The following is a 16300-nucleotide window of genomic DNA, read 5'->3' as shown; positions in this document are numbered from 1 at the left end:
GTCGATGAGGGCCCGCGCCGCGACACGTCGCTCGACGTGCTCGCCGGCCTTCGCCCTGTCGTTGCCGGCGGCTCCGTCGTCACGGCCGGAAACTCGAGCTCGCTGAACGACGGCGCATCGGCCATCGTCGTGGCGTCCGGGGATGCTGTCCAGCGGCACGGGATGCGGCCGCGGGCACGGATCGTCGCATCCGCATCCGCCGCTCTCGCCCCGGAGGTCATGGGCCTGGGGCCTGTCCCGGCGACGCGCAAGGCGCTCGCGAAGTCCGGACTCGACATCGGCGACATCGGCGCCGTCGAGCTCAACGAGGCCTTCGCATCCCAGTCGCTCGCCTGCATCCGCCGGCTCGGCCTCGATCCGGCGGTGGTGAACGTCGACGGCGGCGCGATCGCGCTTGGGCATCCGCTGGGGTCGAGTGGCAGTCGGCTTCTCGTGACGCTGCTCGGTCGGATGGAGCGCGAGGGCGCCAGGTACGGCCTGGCCACCATGTGCGTGGGCGTCGGTCAGGGAACCGCGATCATCGTGGAGCGGATCGATGGCTGAGTCCCTGCGCGTCGAAGAGAACTCTGACCGCGTGGTCGCAGTCCTCGACCGTCCGGAGACGCGGAACGCGATCGACCAGGAACTGGTGGATGCGCTGCACGCTCTGTGCGCGCGGCTGGAGGCCGATCCGCGCGTCCTGATCCTGACTGGCTCGGGCGGGGTGTTCGCGTCGGGGGCCGACATCCGGCAGCTGCGCGAGCGCCGCGCGGATGACGCTCGGCGCGGTATCAACACTCTCGTCTTCGAGCGGATCTCCGCGCTGCCGATGCCGGTCATCGCCGCGATCGACGGGTATGCCCTCGGCGGCGGCGCGGAGCTCGCATACGCCGCCGACCTGCGCATCGGCACCCCGGCGGCGCGGATCGGCAATCCCGAACCGGGTCTCGGGATCCTCCCCGCGGCCGGCGCCACCTGGCGTCTGCCGCGCCTCGTCGGCGACGCTCGCAGTGCCGAGCTGTTGTTCACCGGGCGCATCCTCACGGGAGACGAGGCCCTCGCCTGGGGTCTTCTCTCCGCGGTTCACGAGCCCGATGAGCTGATGGTTGCCGCCCAGACCCTCGCGGACCGCATCGCCCGCCAAGACCGGCTCGCCATTCGGCACACCAAGACCGCGTGGCGCGCCCCGATCGACGCGCACCCGGCGATCGACCTCGCACTCCAGGCCGAGCTGTTCGAAAGCCCCGAGAAGCACCGCCGCATGACCGAGTTCCTCGAGAGGAAGAACCGATGACCGAGCACGACACCACGGCCGCTCCCGCCCGAGTGGGGGTGCTGGGCGGCGGGCGCATGGGCGCCGGCATCGCGCACGCGTTCCTGCTCGCAGGCTCCGACGTGACCATCGTCGAGCGCGACAGCGAGGCGGCCGCCGCGGCGCACGCCCGCGTGGCCGAGAGCCTCGACCGCACAGCCGAGCGTGGCGCCCTCCCGCGACCCCGCGGCGAGCTCGATCTATCGTTCGTCACCGCCGTCGATGCCGACGCGTTCGGCGCGGCCACGATGGTCATCGAAGCCGTCCCGGAGGACCGCGGCCTGAAGCTCGAGGCACTCGCCCGCGCGGAGCAGGCCGTGCCTGCCGACGCGGTGTTGGCATCCAACACCTCGTCGATCTCGATCGACGACCTCGCCGAGACGCTGGAGCGCCCGGAGCAGTTCCTCGGTCTGCACTTCTTCAACCCGGTGCCCTCCTCGAAGCTCGTCGAGATCGTCCGCGGGAGGCAGACCGACGCCGAAGTCATCACCCGGGCGCGCAGCTGGATCGCCGCGCTCGGCAAGACCGCGATCGTGGTGCAGGATGCGCCCGGGTTCGCGTCGAGCCGGCTCGGGGTCGCGCTTGGCCTCGAGGCGATCCGGATGCTCGAGGAGGGCGTCGCCGACGCGGCGGACATCGACGCCGCGATGGAGCTCGGCTACCGGCATCCGATGGGCCCGCTGCGAACGACCGACGTCGTGGGACTCGACGTCCGTCTCGGCATCGCCGAAGAGCTGCAGACCGCGTACGGCGACCGGTTCGCACCGCCCGAACTGCTGCGCCGCATGGTTGCCGAGGGGCGTCTCGGACGCAAGACCGGACAGGGATTCTACGAATGGAGCACGCGATGACGAACATCCTCCCCAGCTACTTGCAGGATGCCTGGTGGACGCCCGAGACGGATGCCGACGCGGTCGTCGTGCGCGACCCGTCGACCGGTGAGCCCGTCACCCATGTGAGCACCCGCGGGATCCACCTCACCGCCACGCTCGAATACGCCCGCACCGTGGGCCAGCGGAGCCTCGGCGAGTTGACGTTCCATCAGCGCGCGGTGCTGCTGAAGAAGTTCGCGACGACGCTCAACGAGCGCAAGGAGGAGCTGTACGCGCTGTCGGAGCGGGCAGGCTCCACCCGGCGCGACTCGCTGAGCGACATCGACGGCGGCATCGGCGTGCTGTTCACCTACTCCTCGAAGGGGCGCCGCGAGCTGCCCAACGCCCGTGTGTACCTGGACGGACCCGCAGAGCCCCTGTCGAAGGACGGTTCGTTCCTCGGCCGGCACGTGTTCACTCGCCTTCCTGGTGTCGCGGTGCAGATCAACGCGTTCAACTTCCCGATGTGGGGCGCACTGGAGAAGTTCGCCCCCGCATTCCTCGCGGGTGTCCCGTCGGTCGTGAAGCCCGCGACGCCGACCGCGTTCGTCGCGGAGGCGTGGGTGCGCATCCTCGTCGAATCGGGACTCCTGCCCGCAGGTTCGCTGCAGCTCGTGTCGGGAAGCATCCCCGGGCTGTTCGACCGCCTTGCTCTCGGTGACCTCGTCGGGTTCACCGGGAGCGCCTCCACCGCGGAGCGGCTGCGCGCGCAAGCGGCCGACGGGGTGCGGTTCACCAGCGAGACCGACTCGATCAACGCGTCCGTCCTCGGCCCGGATGCCGTCCCCGGCACCCCGGAGTTCGACGCCTACATCAAGCAGCTGCTCGTTGAGCTCACCACCAAGGCCGGGCAGAAGTGCACCGCGATCCGCCGCGCGATCGTGCCGCAGGGGCGCACCGCGGACGTGGTGGGTGCCCTCCGTGCGAAGATCGAGGAACGTGTCGTCGTCGGCGACCCGCGCGCAGCAGGCGTCACCATGGGCCCGCTCGTCTCGACGGATCAGCGCGACGAGGTGCTGCGCCAGGTCGACACTCTCATCGGCGGGGGCGGCGAGCTGCTCCTCGGCTCGACCTCGGCACCGGATGTGGTCCGCGCGGACGGTTCCGTCGGCCCCGCAGTCGACGGCGCCTTCATCGCGCCGATCGTGGTCGGCTTCGCCGATGTCACCGCTCCCGCCGCGCACGAAGTGGAGGCGTTCGGCCCGGTCACGAGCGTGCTCGAGTACGCCGACCTCGCTGAGGCCGCCGACCTCGTCGCGCGCGGCGGCGGATCGCTCGTCACGAGCGTCGCCACCCACGACCCCGCCGTCGCCACGGCGCTCATGTCGGGCATCGCCGCCTACAACGGTCGCGTGCTGCTGCTGGATCGCGACGATGCACGCACCTCCACAGGCCATGGCTCCCCTGTCCCTCATCTCGTGCATGGCGGCCCCGGCCGCGCCGGCGGCGGCGAGGAGCTCGGCGGCATCCGCGCCGTCCTGCACCACATGCAGCGCACCGCAGTGCAGGGATCGCCCACGATGCTCACCGCACTCACCGGCGTCTGGCATCCCGGTGCCGGCACGCGAAGCGACCGCCACCCGTTCCGCAAGTCGATCGCGGAGCTCGCGATCGGCGACCAGTACGGCTCCGGCGCACGCGTGGTCACCCTCGACGACATCGAGCTGTTCGCGAACTTCACCGGCGACACGTTCTACGCGCACACCAATGAAGAGGCCGCGGCAGCCAACCCGTTCTTCCCCGGCCGGGTCGCGCACGGATACCTGCTCGTCTCCTGGGCGGCCGGGCTGTTCGTCGACCCCGATCCGGGTCCCGTGCTGGCCAACTACGGTCTGGAGAACCTGCGGTTCATCACCCCGGTCTCGCCCGGCGACGCGATCCGCGTGGTACTCACCGCGAAGCAGATCACGCCCCGCGAGACCGACGAGTACGGCGAGGTCCGCTGGGACGCGGTGATCACCAACCAGAACGACGAGATCGTCGCCACCTACGACGTGCTGACGCTCGTCGCCAAGGAAGCGGCCCTGATCGCATGACCGCCATCCGGCGCCCCTCCGCATAGAACCCACCGACCGAAGACCCCTGGAGACACCATGTCAATGACGACGCGACCAGCCGACATCACCGGCGATCAGAGTCTCGCTCTGAGCCGCGACGAGCTCGAGGCACTGCAGCTCGAGCGCCTGCAGTGGACCGTGCGCCACGCGTACGAGAACGTTCCGTACTACCGGGCGAAGCTGGATACGGCGGGGGTCGGGCCTGACGACATCCATACCCTGTCGGAAGTCGCGAAACTGCCGTTCACGACGAAGGAGGATCTGCGCCAGACCTACCCGTTCGGCATGTTCGCGGTCCCGATGGAGGAGGTGCGCCGCATCCACGCCTCCTCGGGCACCACCGGGCGCCCGACCGTCGTCGGCTACACGGATACCGACCTCGACAACTGGGCGACTCTCGTCGCCCGGTCGCTCGCCGCGGCCGGGGTCCGCCCGGGTATGAAGGTGCACAACGCGTACGGGTACGGCCTGTTCACCGGGGGGCTCGGTGCGCATGCGGGGATCGAGAAGCTCGGCGCGACCGTCATCCCGATGTCCGGCGGGCAGACCGCGCGCCAGGTACAGCTCATCGGCGACTTCGAGCCCGACGCCATCATGTGCACGCCGAGCTACCTCCTCACGATCGCCGATGCCCTGGAGGCGGCGGGGATCGATCCGCGCGCCACATCGCTGAAGGTCGCGATCCTCGGAGCCGAGCCGTGGACCAACGAGATGCGCGCCGAAATCGAACGGCGACTGGGTCTGGACGCGGTCGACATCTACGGCCTCAGCGAGGTCATGGGCCCGGGCGTCGCCATGGAGGCCGTCGCGACCAAGGACGGCCCGCACATCTGGGAGGACCACTTCCTCCCCGAGACGATCGACTCCGAGACGGGACGGCCCGTCGCGGACGGCGAACTCGGCGAACTCGTCTTCACGTCACTCACGAAGCAGGCGTTCCCCGTCATCCGCTACCGCACGCGCGACCTCACCCGTCTCCTGCCCGGCACCGCGTTCCCGGCGATGCGCCGCATGGAGAAGATCACCGGCCGCAACGACGACATGATCATCCTGCGTGGAGTCAACCTGTTCCCGACTCAGATCGAGGAGCTCGCCCTCGGCATCGAGACGCTGACCCCGCACTTCATCCTCGAACTGACCAAACAGGGCCGCATGGACGCGCTGACCGTGCGCATCGAGCGACACCCGTCCATCGACCGTGAGACCGGCGAAGCCGCCGCCATCGTGCTGCAGAAGCGCATCAAGGTCCTGATCGGCACGACGGTCGATGTGAAGCTCGAGGAGCCGGACACGCTGCCGCGCAGTGAAGGCAAGTACAAGCGCCTCTACGACCTCCGCTGACCGGCTTGGCACACGCAGCCACTGCCGGATACACTTTACTGACCGATCGTTCTGTTATTAAGGAGTCGAGGATGACGCACCTGGAGGACACCGTGGTCGACCACGAAGCGACGTTCGACGCGCTGATCGAGGCCGATCAGCGGATCGAGCCGCGGGATTGGATGCCGGAGGCCTACCGGCGCACGCTGATCCGGCAGATCTCGCAGCACGCGCATTCCGAGATCATCGGGATGCAGCCCGAGGGCAACTGGATCACGCGCGCGCCGAGCCTCAAGCGCAAGGCGATCCTCATGGCGAAGGTGCAGGACGAGGCCGGCCACGGCCTCTACCTCTACTCCGCCGCCCAGACTCTCGGGATCACGCGCGACGAGATGACCGAGCAGCTCATCGCCGGCCGGGCCCGCTATTCGTCGATCTTCAACTACCCGACGCCGACGTGGGCCGACATGGGGGCGATCGGCTGGCTGGTCGACGGCGCCGCGATCTGCAACCAGGTGCCGCTGTGCCGCGCGTCGTACGGACCGTACGGCCGCGCGATGGTGCGCATCTGCAAGGAGGAGTCGTTCCATCAGAGGCAGGGGTTCGAGATCCTCCTCGAGCTCATGCAGGGGACGGATGCTCAACGGGAGATGGCGCAGGATGCGGTCAACCGCTGGTACTGGCCGAGCCTCATGATGTTCGGCCCGCCGGACGACGAGTCGCCGAACTCGGCGCAGTCGATGGCGTGGAAGATCAAGCGGTTCTCGAACGACGACCTGCGCCAGCGCTTCATCGGGATGCTGGTGCCGCAGGCGGAGATTCTCGGGGTGACGCTTCCCGACCCGGAGCTGCGGCGGGACGAAGACGGGCAGCGGTGGATCACGACCGAGATCGACTGGACGGAGTTCCAGGAGGTGCTCGCCGGCCGCGGGCCGATGAACGCGGTGCGCCTCCAGAACCGCCGAGATGCCCACGAGGACGGCGCCTGGGTGCGCGAGGCCGCCGCCGAGTACGCCCGCAAGCAAGCCCTCCAGACCGAGAAGGCGGTGGCATGATGACAAGCCCCGGAGCAGACTCCCGCGAGACCTGGCCCCTGTGGGAGGTCTTCGTGCGGGCGAGTCGCGGTCTCAGCCACGTACACGTCGGCTCACTGCACGCGCCCGATTCAGAGTTCGCACTGCGCAACGCACGAGACCTCTACACGCGCCGCAACGAAGGCGTGTCGATCTGGGTCGTCCCCGCCGACACCGTGACGACGAGTGACCCGGGCGTCAAGGGCGCCTTCTTCGAGAGCCCGGCGGGCAAGAACTACCGGCACGCCACGTACTACACCGCATCCGAGGGGGTGCCGCACCTGTGAGCGAGATCATGCACGACGAAGATGTCCACGTCACCGTCGACCAGATCCATCTGGAGGCCGAGCTCGCGGGCGACGTCACGGCGATCGCATCGCCCGAGGTCGCCGAGTACTCCCTCTGGCTCGGCGACGACGCGTTGATCCTCGCGCAGCAGCTGGGAGCGTGGCTGGCCCGGTCCCCCGAGCTCGAGGAGGACATGGCTCTCGGCAACATCGCCCTCGACCTGCTCGGCCATGCACGGTCGCTGCTGCGCTACGCCGGCACGGCCGACGGCCGCACCGAGGACGACCTCGCCTACTGGCGTGACGAGCCGCAGTTCCGGAGCGCCTGGCTGTTCGAGCAGCCGAACGGCGATTTCGCGCACACCATCGCACGGCAGTTGGTGGCATCCGCCTACCAGTTCGAGCTGTACGACGCGCTGCGCGCGTCGACCGATCCCACTCTCGCCGCCGTCGCGGAGAAGGCGCTCAAGGAGGTCGACTACCACCGCGACCACGCCGTGCAGTGGACCCTTCGTCTCGCCGGCGGCACCGAGGAATCGCGCGCGCGCATCATCCGCGCCCTGGGCGACGTGTGGCCGTACATCGACGAGCTGTTCCGCGACGAGGAGCTCCTCGACCGGCTCGAGGGCATCGCGGTGCGGCCGTCGACGCTGCGACCCGCGTTCGACACCGTCCTCGCCGCCGTGCTGGGCGAGGCGGAACTCGCCGAGCCGCGCGGCTTCATCGCCTCCGGCGGCGGCCGTCACGGTCGGCACTTCCCGACGCTCGGGTACATCCTCGCCGAGATGCAGGTGCTCGCTCGGCAGCACCCCGGTGCGACATGGTGACCCGCGCCGCCGCCGACGCCCGCGCGTGGGAGGTCGCGGCATCCGTGCTCGACCCGGAGGTCCCGGTCCTGACCATCGCCGACCTCGGCGTGCTGCGCGAAGTGCGGGCCGACGGCGACCGGGTCGTCGTCACAATCACGCCGACCTATTCCGGGTGCCCGGCCATGGACACGATCCGCGACGACCTCGTGCTGGCGCTGGCGAACGCGGGCTTCGTCGAGGTCGACGTCCGGCTGACGCTCTCCCCCGCCTGGACGACCGATTGGATGACGGATTCCGGCAAGCAGAAGCTGGTCGAATACGGCATCGCACCACCCACCGGCCAGGCACGCGTGTCGGGGCCGATCAAGGTGACGCTCGGCGTGAAGTGCCCGCAATGCGGGTCGCTCGCCACCCGTGAGGTGTCCCGCTTCGGGTCCACCTCTTGCAAGGCGCTCTACGAGTGCCGCTCCTGCCTCGAGCCGTTCGACCACTTCAAGGTGCACTGATGCCCGAACTCGCAGCCCTGCGCCACGCGCAACCCACCACCGCCCTGCCCGACGCCGAGCATGTCGCCGAGGCGCTCATGTCGGCCTCTGTCGGGGGGGCATCGGGTTCCCGACGCCGCGCACGCTTCCACACGCTGCGCGTCACCGAGGTTCGCCCGCTCACCGATGCCTCCGTCGAGGTCACCTTCGCGGTGCCCGACCAGATCGCCGATGAGTACGACTTCCTCCCCGGGCAGCATGTCGCGCTGCGCGCCGACGTCGACGGGTTCGAGCTGCGGCGCTCGTACTCGCTGTGCCGGCCGCCGACCCGCGGGTCGGTCAGCGTCGCCATCAAACGGGACTCTGGCGGCCGATTCTCGACCTGGGCGCAGACGGAGCTGCACGCCGGCGATGAGATCGACGTGATGAGCCCCCAGGGCACCTTCACATCCAACCTCTCGGAGCTTGACGGCGTGCACATCGCCGGCATCGCGGCCGGCTCAGGGATCACACCGCTGATGGCCCTCGCTGCCACCGTGCTCACCCGGTCGGAGACCTCGCGAGTCACCCTCGTCTACACGAACAGGGCGACGACCGACGTCATGTTCATCGAGGAACTCGCCGACCTCAAAGACAAGTACCCGTCGCGGCTCGCGCTGCATCACGTGCTCTCGCGCGAGCAGCGCGCAGCACCTCTGCTCTCCGGACGGCTCGACGAGGAGCGGCTGCGTTGCATCCTCGACGAGCTCGTGCTCCCCGAGACCGTGGAAGAGTGGTTTCTGTGCGGGCCGATGGATCTCGTGCAGCTGTGCCGCGACACGCTCGAAGACCTCGGCGTCGACCGCTCGCACGTCCGGTACGAGCTGTTCACGACGGGCGACCGCGACCGCTCCGAACCGCCCCCGCTCGAGCGCATCGAGGTGCGCGAGGGCGACGCCGTCTACGCGCTCGACTTCACCCTCGACGGGCAGTCTTCGACAGTGCAGAGCCCGCTCGTCGCCCACGAGTCGATCCTCACCGCGGCTCTCCGGGTGCGCCCTGACGTCCCGTTCGCTTGCGCCGGAGGCGTCTGCGGCACCTGCCGCGCACGCGTCGTCGACGGCGCGGTCAACATGACCGAGAACTACGCGCTCGAACCCGACGAGATCGAGCGCGGGTATGTGCTCACCTGCCAGTCGCACCCGACGAGCCAGCGCGTCGTCGTCGACTACGACGCGTAACGACCGGCCGCCTCGGCGAGCCGGCGGCATTCTGATTCAGGCGAAAGGCGCCGGTTCAGCACGTTCCTCGAGGAGCGTGCTGAACCGGCGCCTTCGTGCTGAACGGGATCCGGGGTCGGATGCCGGGGTCAGTGCTCGCAGTGGCAGTCGGCCCCGCCGTGGCACCCGTGCGCCTTCGCCGGCTCAGGCACGTCGAGCACCGGCGAACGGTCGAAGAACCCCTCCGGACGCAGCTTGAAGCCGATGACGTCGACCGGCATCAGCGGCCAATCCTCGGGCCGCGGGAAGTGCGTGAGGCCGAAGCTGTGCCACACGACGCTCGACTCTCCGTCGAGGGCCCGGTCCGCCTCGATCCACTCGGCGATCCCGCCCGCGCCGGGGTTCTGGTTCGCGAAGTCGCCCGTCGGGTACTTCTGCGACTCGTCGAACCGGGTCACCCAGAGATTGTGGCGCATGACCGTGGCGCGCTTCGCGATCGAGGAGCCCTCGTCCGCGAGCAGCGTCGGCGTCCCCGCCGGGTGCAGCTTGTAGGCGACCGGGTCGCCCATCCGATTCGCTGACTGCGGGTTCGAGACCACCCAGGTGCGGCCCACGGACGCGTCCGCGTCACGGGCGGCATCCTTCTCGGAGGCGATGACCGTGCGTCGGCGCGTGAACGCATTCCCCCGCGGATTCTGCGGTCCGATGGGCAGGCGAACGGCGTCCTCCTCCTCGACGCGGGTCGGGCCGCCGTCCAGAGCGAAATCCAACCGTGCGGCGAACAGGTGCTGGTGGAACGGGGCTCCGAGTCCCGGGGCGAGGTGGGAGGCGAAATCCGGGTTCAGGTAGCCGGAGGTGAACACGATGCCGGTCGCCTTCGCCTCGAACTCGATCGTGCCGTCGAGGTACAGGTACCAGTAGAACCCGTAGTCGTAGTTGCCCACCGTGGTGAAGATCGAGATCACCAGGCGCCGGTTGCGCCGCGTGTAGGCGATCCCGCTCCACAGGTCTGTGTGCTTGGAGAGGATGGAGGCATCCTCCTCGTGCAGGCAGATGCCGTTCACGATCGTGCGGGGGTTGCCGAGGTTGTCCGCGATGGTCGGCGAGATGTAGTGGATCTCCCCCAGGCAGTCGCAGCCGAGCTCGAGCGAATTCGCGCACTGACCGATCAGGTACTCGCCGGTGTCGAAGTAGTTCTGCCAGCTGCGCACCGGGCTCGGGTCACCGTAGGGCACCACCATCTCGGCGATCGAGGCCCGGTTGAGCACACGGCGGCGGCGGACGTCCTCGGGACGTGTGGGATCGATATCGTCGAACGAGAGGTTGTGCAGCACGAGCCCGTCGCGCATGTCGAAGCCGACGTCGAGGCTCCACCGCTCCCACTCCACGTGGTTGCCCTCGGTGACCGTGAACGACGGTCCCTCCGGCTGTGTGATGACGATGGGGCGCTGGGTGTCGCGGATCGGGCCCGTCAGCTCGGGGTCGGTGTAGTTGCCGTGCTCTGCGGGAATCGGCGAGACGCCGAAGTCGAGCACCTGCTCGACGGTGCGGTTCGAGATGTCGACGTAGGCGAGCAGACCTTCGACCGGGTGCGCCCAGGCGGAGTCCGTCTCGGACTCCTGCACGAACGCGAGGCCGCGAAGCATCCGCCGCCCGCGCTCCTCCGGGTACTCGTCGGCGTAGACGCCGGCCGAAAGGGGGGCGACGCGCACGGATGCCACATCCAGGCCGCGCCGCTCGAGTGCGGCGAGCCAGTCGGCATCCGTCGACAGGAGCTCCTCGACGACCCCGAAGTCCTCCTCCATGACCGGAAGCTCTCCGGTCGCACCGGTGTCGAGCACGTCGATGCGCTCGACCTCGCCGCGGGTGACGGATACGACCGCGTCGCGCGAGACGTGCTCCGCGGTGTCGAGGAGGTACACGCGGAAGCGGCGGTCGACCGGGGTCTGCGCGTCGGCACCGAACAGCGGGTCGATGAGGCCGATGTACGCAAGGCGCACGCTGTCGCCGAAGTGCCCGGCATCCGCGAGGAGCGATCGCACCCGGGCGATCTCGTCGGGTCCGGCGAGGGTGTGATGGCCGGGGGCCGAGGTGGTCGTGACGTCGACGTCGACGCTGCTCTGTGACATTGCAAACTCCGCTGCGAGTTCGGCCGGCGCGCAGAAAGACGCCGGAATTCTGATGGCTGTGCATCGAGAGTAAGCGCTCCACCGCGCTGTGCGGGAGGAGTCGGACGATCGTGCGCATCCGGCACAGCCCCGTGCGCATGGGGCCTCCGGCTTCGGACGGAACGCGACCATCCTGAAAGAACCCTTCCCACAGAATTCGGAGGCTTCAATGCTCCCTTCCGCAACGACGACGATGTCGGTGCAGCGCCCCGTGACCGACGCTCCCCATCCGCCCCGGCGCATCGGCGTCTTCTCGCTGATCATGATGATCGTCGCAGCCTCTGCGCCGCTCACTGTGGTCGCCGGCGGCGTCACGGCCAACTTCGCCGTGAGCGGTCAGATCGGCGTCCCGCTCAGTTTCGTGGTGCTCGGCATCGTGCTGGCCCTGTTCGCCGTCGGCTACGCGGCCCTGTCGACCAAGGTGAGCACGGCGGGTGCGTTCTACTCGTACGTGGCGCGCGGCCTCGGACGCGTGCCCGGCGTGGGTTCCGCGTGGCTCGCCCTCATCGCCTACAACACGATGCAGATCGGCATCTACGGGATGTTCGGCTACGCGGCATCCGACCTCATCCACTCCCTGTTCGGCGCGTCGGTGCCGTGGTGGATCACGGCCCTCGTCGGCTGGCTCATCGTGGGGCTCCTCGGCGTGAACGCGGTGGATCTGTCGGCCAAGGTGCTCGCGGTCCTCGTGTCACTCGAATTCCTGGTCGTCATCGTCTACGACGTGCTAGCGCTGCACACGGCACCGGAAGGCATCTCGTTCGCGGGCTTGCGGTTCCAGGATCTCTTCGGTCCGAGCGCCGGCGCGATCCTCGCATTCTCGGTCGCTGCGTTCATGGGCTTCGAGTCCGGCGCGATCTACGTCGACGAGGTGAAGAACCCGGCGACGACCGTGCGCCGGGCCACCTACGGCGCGGTCGGCGTCATCGCCGCGTTCTACGCGTTCTCCGCCTGGGCGATGGTCATGGGCGCGGGTCCGTCGCAGGTCGTGAAGCTGTCGCAGACCGAGGGTCCCGGCGTGGTGTTCGGGATGCTCGCTGCGACGCTTCCGAAGGCGATGGTCGACATGGCCCAGTTCCTGTTCGTGACGTCGCTGCTCGCAGCGCTCGTCTCGTTCCACAATGTCGTGGCGCGCTACTTCCGCTCGCTGTCGCGCGAGCGCGCACTGCCCTCGTACCTGTCGATCAGCCGCGGCCGCGGGCACGCTCCGGTCGCGGCATCCCTCACCCAGTCGGCGCTCGCGCTGGCAGTGCTCGTGGTGTTCGCGGTCGCCGGGGCCGGGGCCGCGGATCCGGTGATGTTCCCCGTCGTGACGCTGTTCACGTGGCTGACGAACATGGGCGCCCTCGGACTCGTCGCGCTCATGGCACTCACCAGCGTCGCCGCCATCGGATACCTGCGCCGGCATCCCGACGGCCGGAGCCTCTGGACCCGCTGGATCGCACCCGGGACCGCCGCAGTGTCACTGTCCGTGCTCACCATCGTGATCATCCTCAACTTCTCGGTGCTCGTGGGGCTCGACCAGGGCAACGTGCTGAACTGGCTGCTGCCGTGCATCGTCGTGATCCCGGGCATCGCGGGTCTCATCTGGGCCGCGTGGCTGAAGAGGGCGCGCCCGTCCGTGTATGCGGGGATCGGGCACGGCGGCGGAGACGAGGTCGACCGGTAGCGGTCCAGCCCGCGGATCCGGCGGGTGTTGCCAATTGCAGACCGATCGGTCAGTATTGAGGGATCACCTGTCACGAAGGAGTGCAGCCTGTGATGAGCAGTGCTTCGTCAACCGGATCCGCGGGCGCACCCGCCCTGATCGTCCCCGCAGAAGACGGCAGATCCGTGCTGGACACCACCATGACGGCCCCTGACGAGCGGTTCGACCAGTGGTCGAGCGCGGTCGCCGAGAACTTCGTGCCCCTCGTGGCCGAGCCGAAGGATCGCGACGGCGTGTCGGGGTTCGAAGGACGCCTGGTGTCGCAGTCCCTCGGGCGTGCCGAGATCAGCACGGTGCAGGGCGGCGCGGTCGGCGTGCGGCGGTCGCCGGCGCTCATCGCCCAGAGCGACCCCGGACACATCAAGCTCGGGCTGCAGCTGCGCGGCTACAGCGTGATCTCGCAGGACGACAGGGATGCCGCCCTGGCCCCGGGCGACTTCGCCCTCTACGACACGACCCGCCCGTATCGCCTCGACTTCGACGACACGTTCGCCATGTTCGTCGTGATGTTCCCGATCGACCTGCTGCGCATCGACCGCGGCACGCTCGCGACAGTCACGGCATCCCGGTTCTCGGGGCGCCGAGGACTCGGCGCGGTGACCTCGGCGTTCCTCGGCGCGATGAGCCGTCAGCTCGAGTCCGAGCCACTCGCCGGCGGACTGCCGTTGTCCGACTCGGTATTCGACCTGCTCACCGCGACGCTCGCCGACCGGATCGGCGCGCACACCGACGACGAGGCATCCCGCCGCCGTGCGCTCCTCATGCGGATCGAGGCGTACATCTCGACCAGGATCGGCGACCCGTCGCTCACCGTGACGGCGATCGCCGCCGCGCACCACGTGTCGGTGCGGTACCTGCAGAAGCTCTTTGAGGAACACGGCGAGACGGTCAGCGGCTGGATCCGCCATCGCCGCCTGGAGCAGGCGCGGCGCGACCTCGCGAACCCGACCCTGCTGGGGCGGAGCGTCGCATCCGTCGGGGTCTCGTGCGGATTTGTGGATGCCGCCGGGTTCTCTCGCGCCTTCCGGAGCGAGTTCGGCACGACGCCGAGCGACTTCCGCGCCGGCGCTCGCGCTGCATGAGTCGTCGGGTGTGCCGCAGGCGCACGCAGCCATGCGCCGCGCGCACGCCTGGCCCGTGACTGTTCCGCTGTCCGGGCCAGGACTCGTAGCGTTTTCTTCGACGGGACACCGCCGTCCCGCAGACCACCGGAGGAACACATGCCCAGCACTATGACGTCGATTCTGGACGCCATCACCGTCTCCGAGAGCGAAGGGCGGCCGATCCCCGACGCCGCGACTCGCGAGACCATCGGATACGCTCCGGTCCACACGCTTGCGGATCTGGATGCCGCCATCGCCGCAGCACGGGCCGCTCAGCCCTCGTGGAACGCCCTCGGCCACGCCGAGCGCTCGCGGATCCTCAACGAGATCGCGGACGACATCGAGGCGAACGCCGAGGAGCTCGCCCAGATCCTCTCCCGTGAGCAGGGCAAGCCGCTGAACGGCCCGAACGCCCGCTTCGAGGTCGGCGCCTGCGCCGTCTGGACCCGCAACGCCGCCGACACGGTGCTCGAGCCCGAGGTCGTGTTCGAGGCCGGGGCGTCCCGCGCCGAGGTGCACTACGACGCCCTGGGCGTCGTCGGTGCCATCGGCCCGTGGAACTGGCCGATGATGATCACCGTCTGGCAGATGGCTCCGTCGCTGCGGATGGGCAACACGGTCGTCGTCAAGCCCAGCGAATACACCCCGCTGAGCGTGCTCGCCCTCGTCGAGATCTGGAACCGCCACCTGCCCGAAGGCGTGCTCACCGCGATCTCGGGCGACCGCGAGGTCGGCGCCGCGATCGCCGGGCACCCCGGCTTCGACAAGATCATGTTCACCGGTTCCACCGCGACCGGCCGCAAGATCGTGGAGTCCTCGGCGAACAACCTCGCCCGCCTGACCCTCGAGCTCGGCGGCAACGACGCCGGCATCATCCTGCCCGGCACGACCGTCTCGAACATCGCCGAGAACCTGTTCTGGGGCGTGTTCCTCAACGCCGGCCAGACCTGCGCCGCCCTCAAGCGCCTGTACGTGCACGACTCGGTCTACGACGAGGTCGTCGACACCCTCGCCGGTATGGCGCAGCAGATGCCGATGGGCAATGGCCTCGACGAGAACAACCTGCTCGGCCCACTGCAGAACGAGAAGCAGTTCGACATCGTCAAGGGCCTCGTCGACGACGCGCGCACACGCGGCGCCCGCATCGTCACCGGCGGCGAGGCGGCCCCCGAGCTCGGCCCGCTCTTCTACCGCACGACGGTCGTCGCCGACATCGAGGACGGCACCCCGCTCGTCGACGAGGAGCAGTTCGGCCCGGTCATCCCGGTGATCCGCTACTCCGACGTGGACGACGCCGTCCGTCGCGCCAACGCCTCGTCGCAAGGCCTCGGCGCCTCGGTCTGGGCCGACGACGCGGATGCGGCCGCCGAGGTCGCCACCCGCATCCAGTCCGGCACGGTGTGGATCAACAACCACGGCGCCATCAACCCCGCCGTTCCGTTCGGCGGCGTGAAGCAGTCCGGTTACGGACAGGAGTTCGGCGCGGCCGGACTCAAGGCTGTCTCGAACCCGAAGGTCATCTCCCGCTGACCACAGGATGCCGGGGCCGCTCCAGGGCGGTCCCGGCATCCTGCTGTCCGGGCATCCTCCGCGGGTGAAGGGAGGACGTGCGTGACTCTCTCAAGCAACAACGCTCACCAACTAGTGTGCTCGGGTGCAAAGCGTGAACCGGTCCGACTGCGCGCCAACCGGGATTCTCGGAGACCGAGGGAATGGCGCCCTCCGCCTCGACGAACCCGAATGCAGGATGCATCATCCTTGCCGCCGAGACGAAGCACACTGCCGGAGCGTGACAGCCCTGGCCGAACAGAACGCCACGGCCAGAGTGCGCGAAAGTCGGGCGGATCTTCCCGATTCTTCCCCACGGCGTTTTAGAAAAATACGCTGACCAGGGATTTACATGGCGGAGACGGAGGGATTTGAACCCT

The 16300-nt window shown here is 69.1% G+C and carries 14 protein-coding genes; 13 read left to right on the top strand and 1 reads right to left on the bottom strand.

The features are described from left to right. From VJR25_RS10345 to paaE, 10 genes are all read left to right on the top strand, one after another. The coding region (locus VJR25_RS10345; protein ID WP_324114890.1) for a thiolase family protein at nucleotides 1-543 on the top strand (543 nt) is incomplete at its 5' end. Then, a complete protein-coding gene (locus tag VJR25_RS10340; RefSeq protein ID WP_324114889.1) occupies nucleotides 536-1273 on the top strand; it encodes an enoyl-CoA hydratase/isomerase family protein in 738 nt (245 codons plus the stop codon). The genes VJR25_RS10345 and VJR25_RS10340, both read left to right, overlap by 8 nt. Beyond that, nucleotides 1270-2142 (top strand): 3-hydroxyacyl-CoA dehydrogenase family protein, encoded by an 873-nt coding sequence (locus tag VJR25_RS10335; protein WP_324114888.1) that lies wholly within the window; start codon nucleotides 1270-1272, stop codon nucleotides 2140-2142. Before VJR25_RS10340 ends, VJR25_RS10335 begins: the two co-directional genes overlap by 4 nt. After that, entirely contained in the window at nucleotides 2139-4199 is a 2061-nt protein-coding gene (gene paaZ, locus VJR25_RS10330) for a phenylacetic acid degradation bifunctional protein PaaZ (RefSeq protein WP_324114887.1), read from the top strand. The genes VJR25_RS10335 and paaZ overlap by 4 nt, the downstream gene beginning before the upstream one ends. A 57-nt stretch (nucleotides 4200-4256) precedes the next feature. Then, nucleotides 4257-5561: a phenylacetate--CoA ligase PaaK gene (gene paaK / locus VJR25_RS10325; RefSeq protein ID WP_414683766.1), complete on the top strand. Its 1305-nt coding sequence runs from the start codon at nucleotides 4257-4259 to the stop codon at nucleotides 5559-5561. A 71-nt stretch (nucleotides 5562-5632) separates the two neighbouring features. After that, nucleotides 5633-6595, top strand: coding sequence for a 1,2-phenylacetyl-CoA epoxidase subunit PaaA (gene paaA / locus VJR25_RS10320; RefSeq protein ID WP_324114885.1), 963 nt, complete (start codon nucleotides 5633-5635; stop codon nucleotides 6593-6595). Next, a complete protein-coding gene (paaB, locus tag VJR25_RS10315) occupies nucleotides 6595-6900 on the top strand; it encodes a 1,2-phenylacetyl-CoA epoxidase subunit PaaB (RefSeq protein WP_324114892.1) in 306 nt (101 codons plus the stop codon). Before paaA ends, paaB begins: the two co-directional genes overlap by 1 nt. Before the next feature lie 8 nt (nucleotides 6901-6908). After that, nucleotides 6909-7727 carry a 1,2-phenylacetyl-CoA epoxidase subunit PaaC gene (gene paaC / locus VJR25_RS10310; RefSeq protein WP_324114884.1) on the top strand — a complete coding sequence of 273 codons (819 nt, stop codon included), beginning with the start codon at nucleotides 6909-6911 and terminating at the stop codon, nucleotides 7725-7727. Continuing rightward, a complete protein-coding gene (paaD, locus tag VJR25_RS10305) occupies nucleotides 7721-8215 on the top strand; it encodes a 1,2-phenylacetyl-CoA epoxidase subunit PaaD (protein ID WP_324114883.1) in 495 nt (164 codons plus the stop codon). Before paaC ends, paaD begins: the two co-directional genes overlap by 7 nt. A gap of 77 nt (nucleotides 8216-8292) precedes the next feature. Continuing rightward, nucleotides 8293-9414 carry a 1,2-phenylacetyl-CoA epoxidase subunit PaaE gene (paaE, locus tag VJR25_RS10300; protein ID WP_324114891.1) on the top strand — a complete coding sequence of 374 codons (1122 nt, stop codon included), beginning with the start codon at nucleotides 8293-8295 and terminating at the stop codon, nucleotides 9412-9414. A 128-nt stretch (nucleotides 9415-9542) separates the two neighbouring features. Here the strand turns inward: paaE and VJR25_RS10295 are convergent, their stop codons facing one another. After that, nucleotides 9543-11522, bottom strand: coding sequence for a primary-amine oxidase (locus VJR25_RS10295; protein WP_324114882.1), 1980 nt, complete (start codon nucleotides 11520-11522; stop codon nucleotides 9543-9545). 208 nt (nucleotides 11523-11730) lie between these two features. Here VJR25_RS10295 and VJR25_RS10290 point away from each other — a divergent pair, with 208 nt between their 5' ends. The 3 genes from VJR25_RS10290 to VJR25_RS10280 all read left to right on the top strand — a co-directional run bounded on the left by VJR25_RS10290 (nucleotide 11731) and on the right by VJR25_RS10280 (nucleotide 15902). Then, nucleotides 11731-13230 carry an APC family permease gene (locus tag VJR25_RS10290; RefSeq protein ID WP_324114881.1) on the top strand — a complete coding sequence of 500 codons (1500 nt, stop codon included), beginning with the start codon at nucleotides 11731-11733 and terminating at the stop codon, nucleotides 13228-13230. Nucleotides 13231-13394: 164 nt separating this feature from the next. After that, entirely contained in the window at nucleotides 13395-14351 is a 957-nt protein-coding gene (locus tag VJR25_RS10285) for a helix-turn-helix domain-containing protein (protein WP_324114880.1), read from the top strand. A 138-nt stretch (nucleotides 14352-14489) separates the two neighbouring features. Then, nucleotides 14490-15902: an aldehyde dehydrogenase family protein gene (locus VJR25_RS10280; protein ID WP_324114879.1), complete on the top strand. Its 1413-nt coding sequence runs from the start codon at nucleotides 14490-14492 to the stop codon at nucleotides 15900-15902. Nucleotides 15903-16300: the final 398 nt, after the last annotated feature.

The sequence above is a fragment of the Microbacterium sp. genome, from assembly GCF_035277845.1.
In the GTDB taxonomy this organism is placed as follows: Bacteria; Actinomycetota; Actinomycetes; order Actinomycetales; family Microbacteriaceae; genus Microbacterium.
The sequence above is the reverse complement of the archived record's forward strand: the minus strand, read 5'-3'. Positions and strand labels throughout refer to the sequence as shown.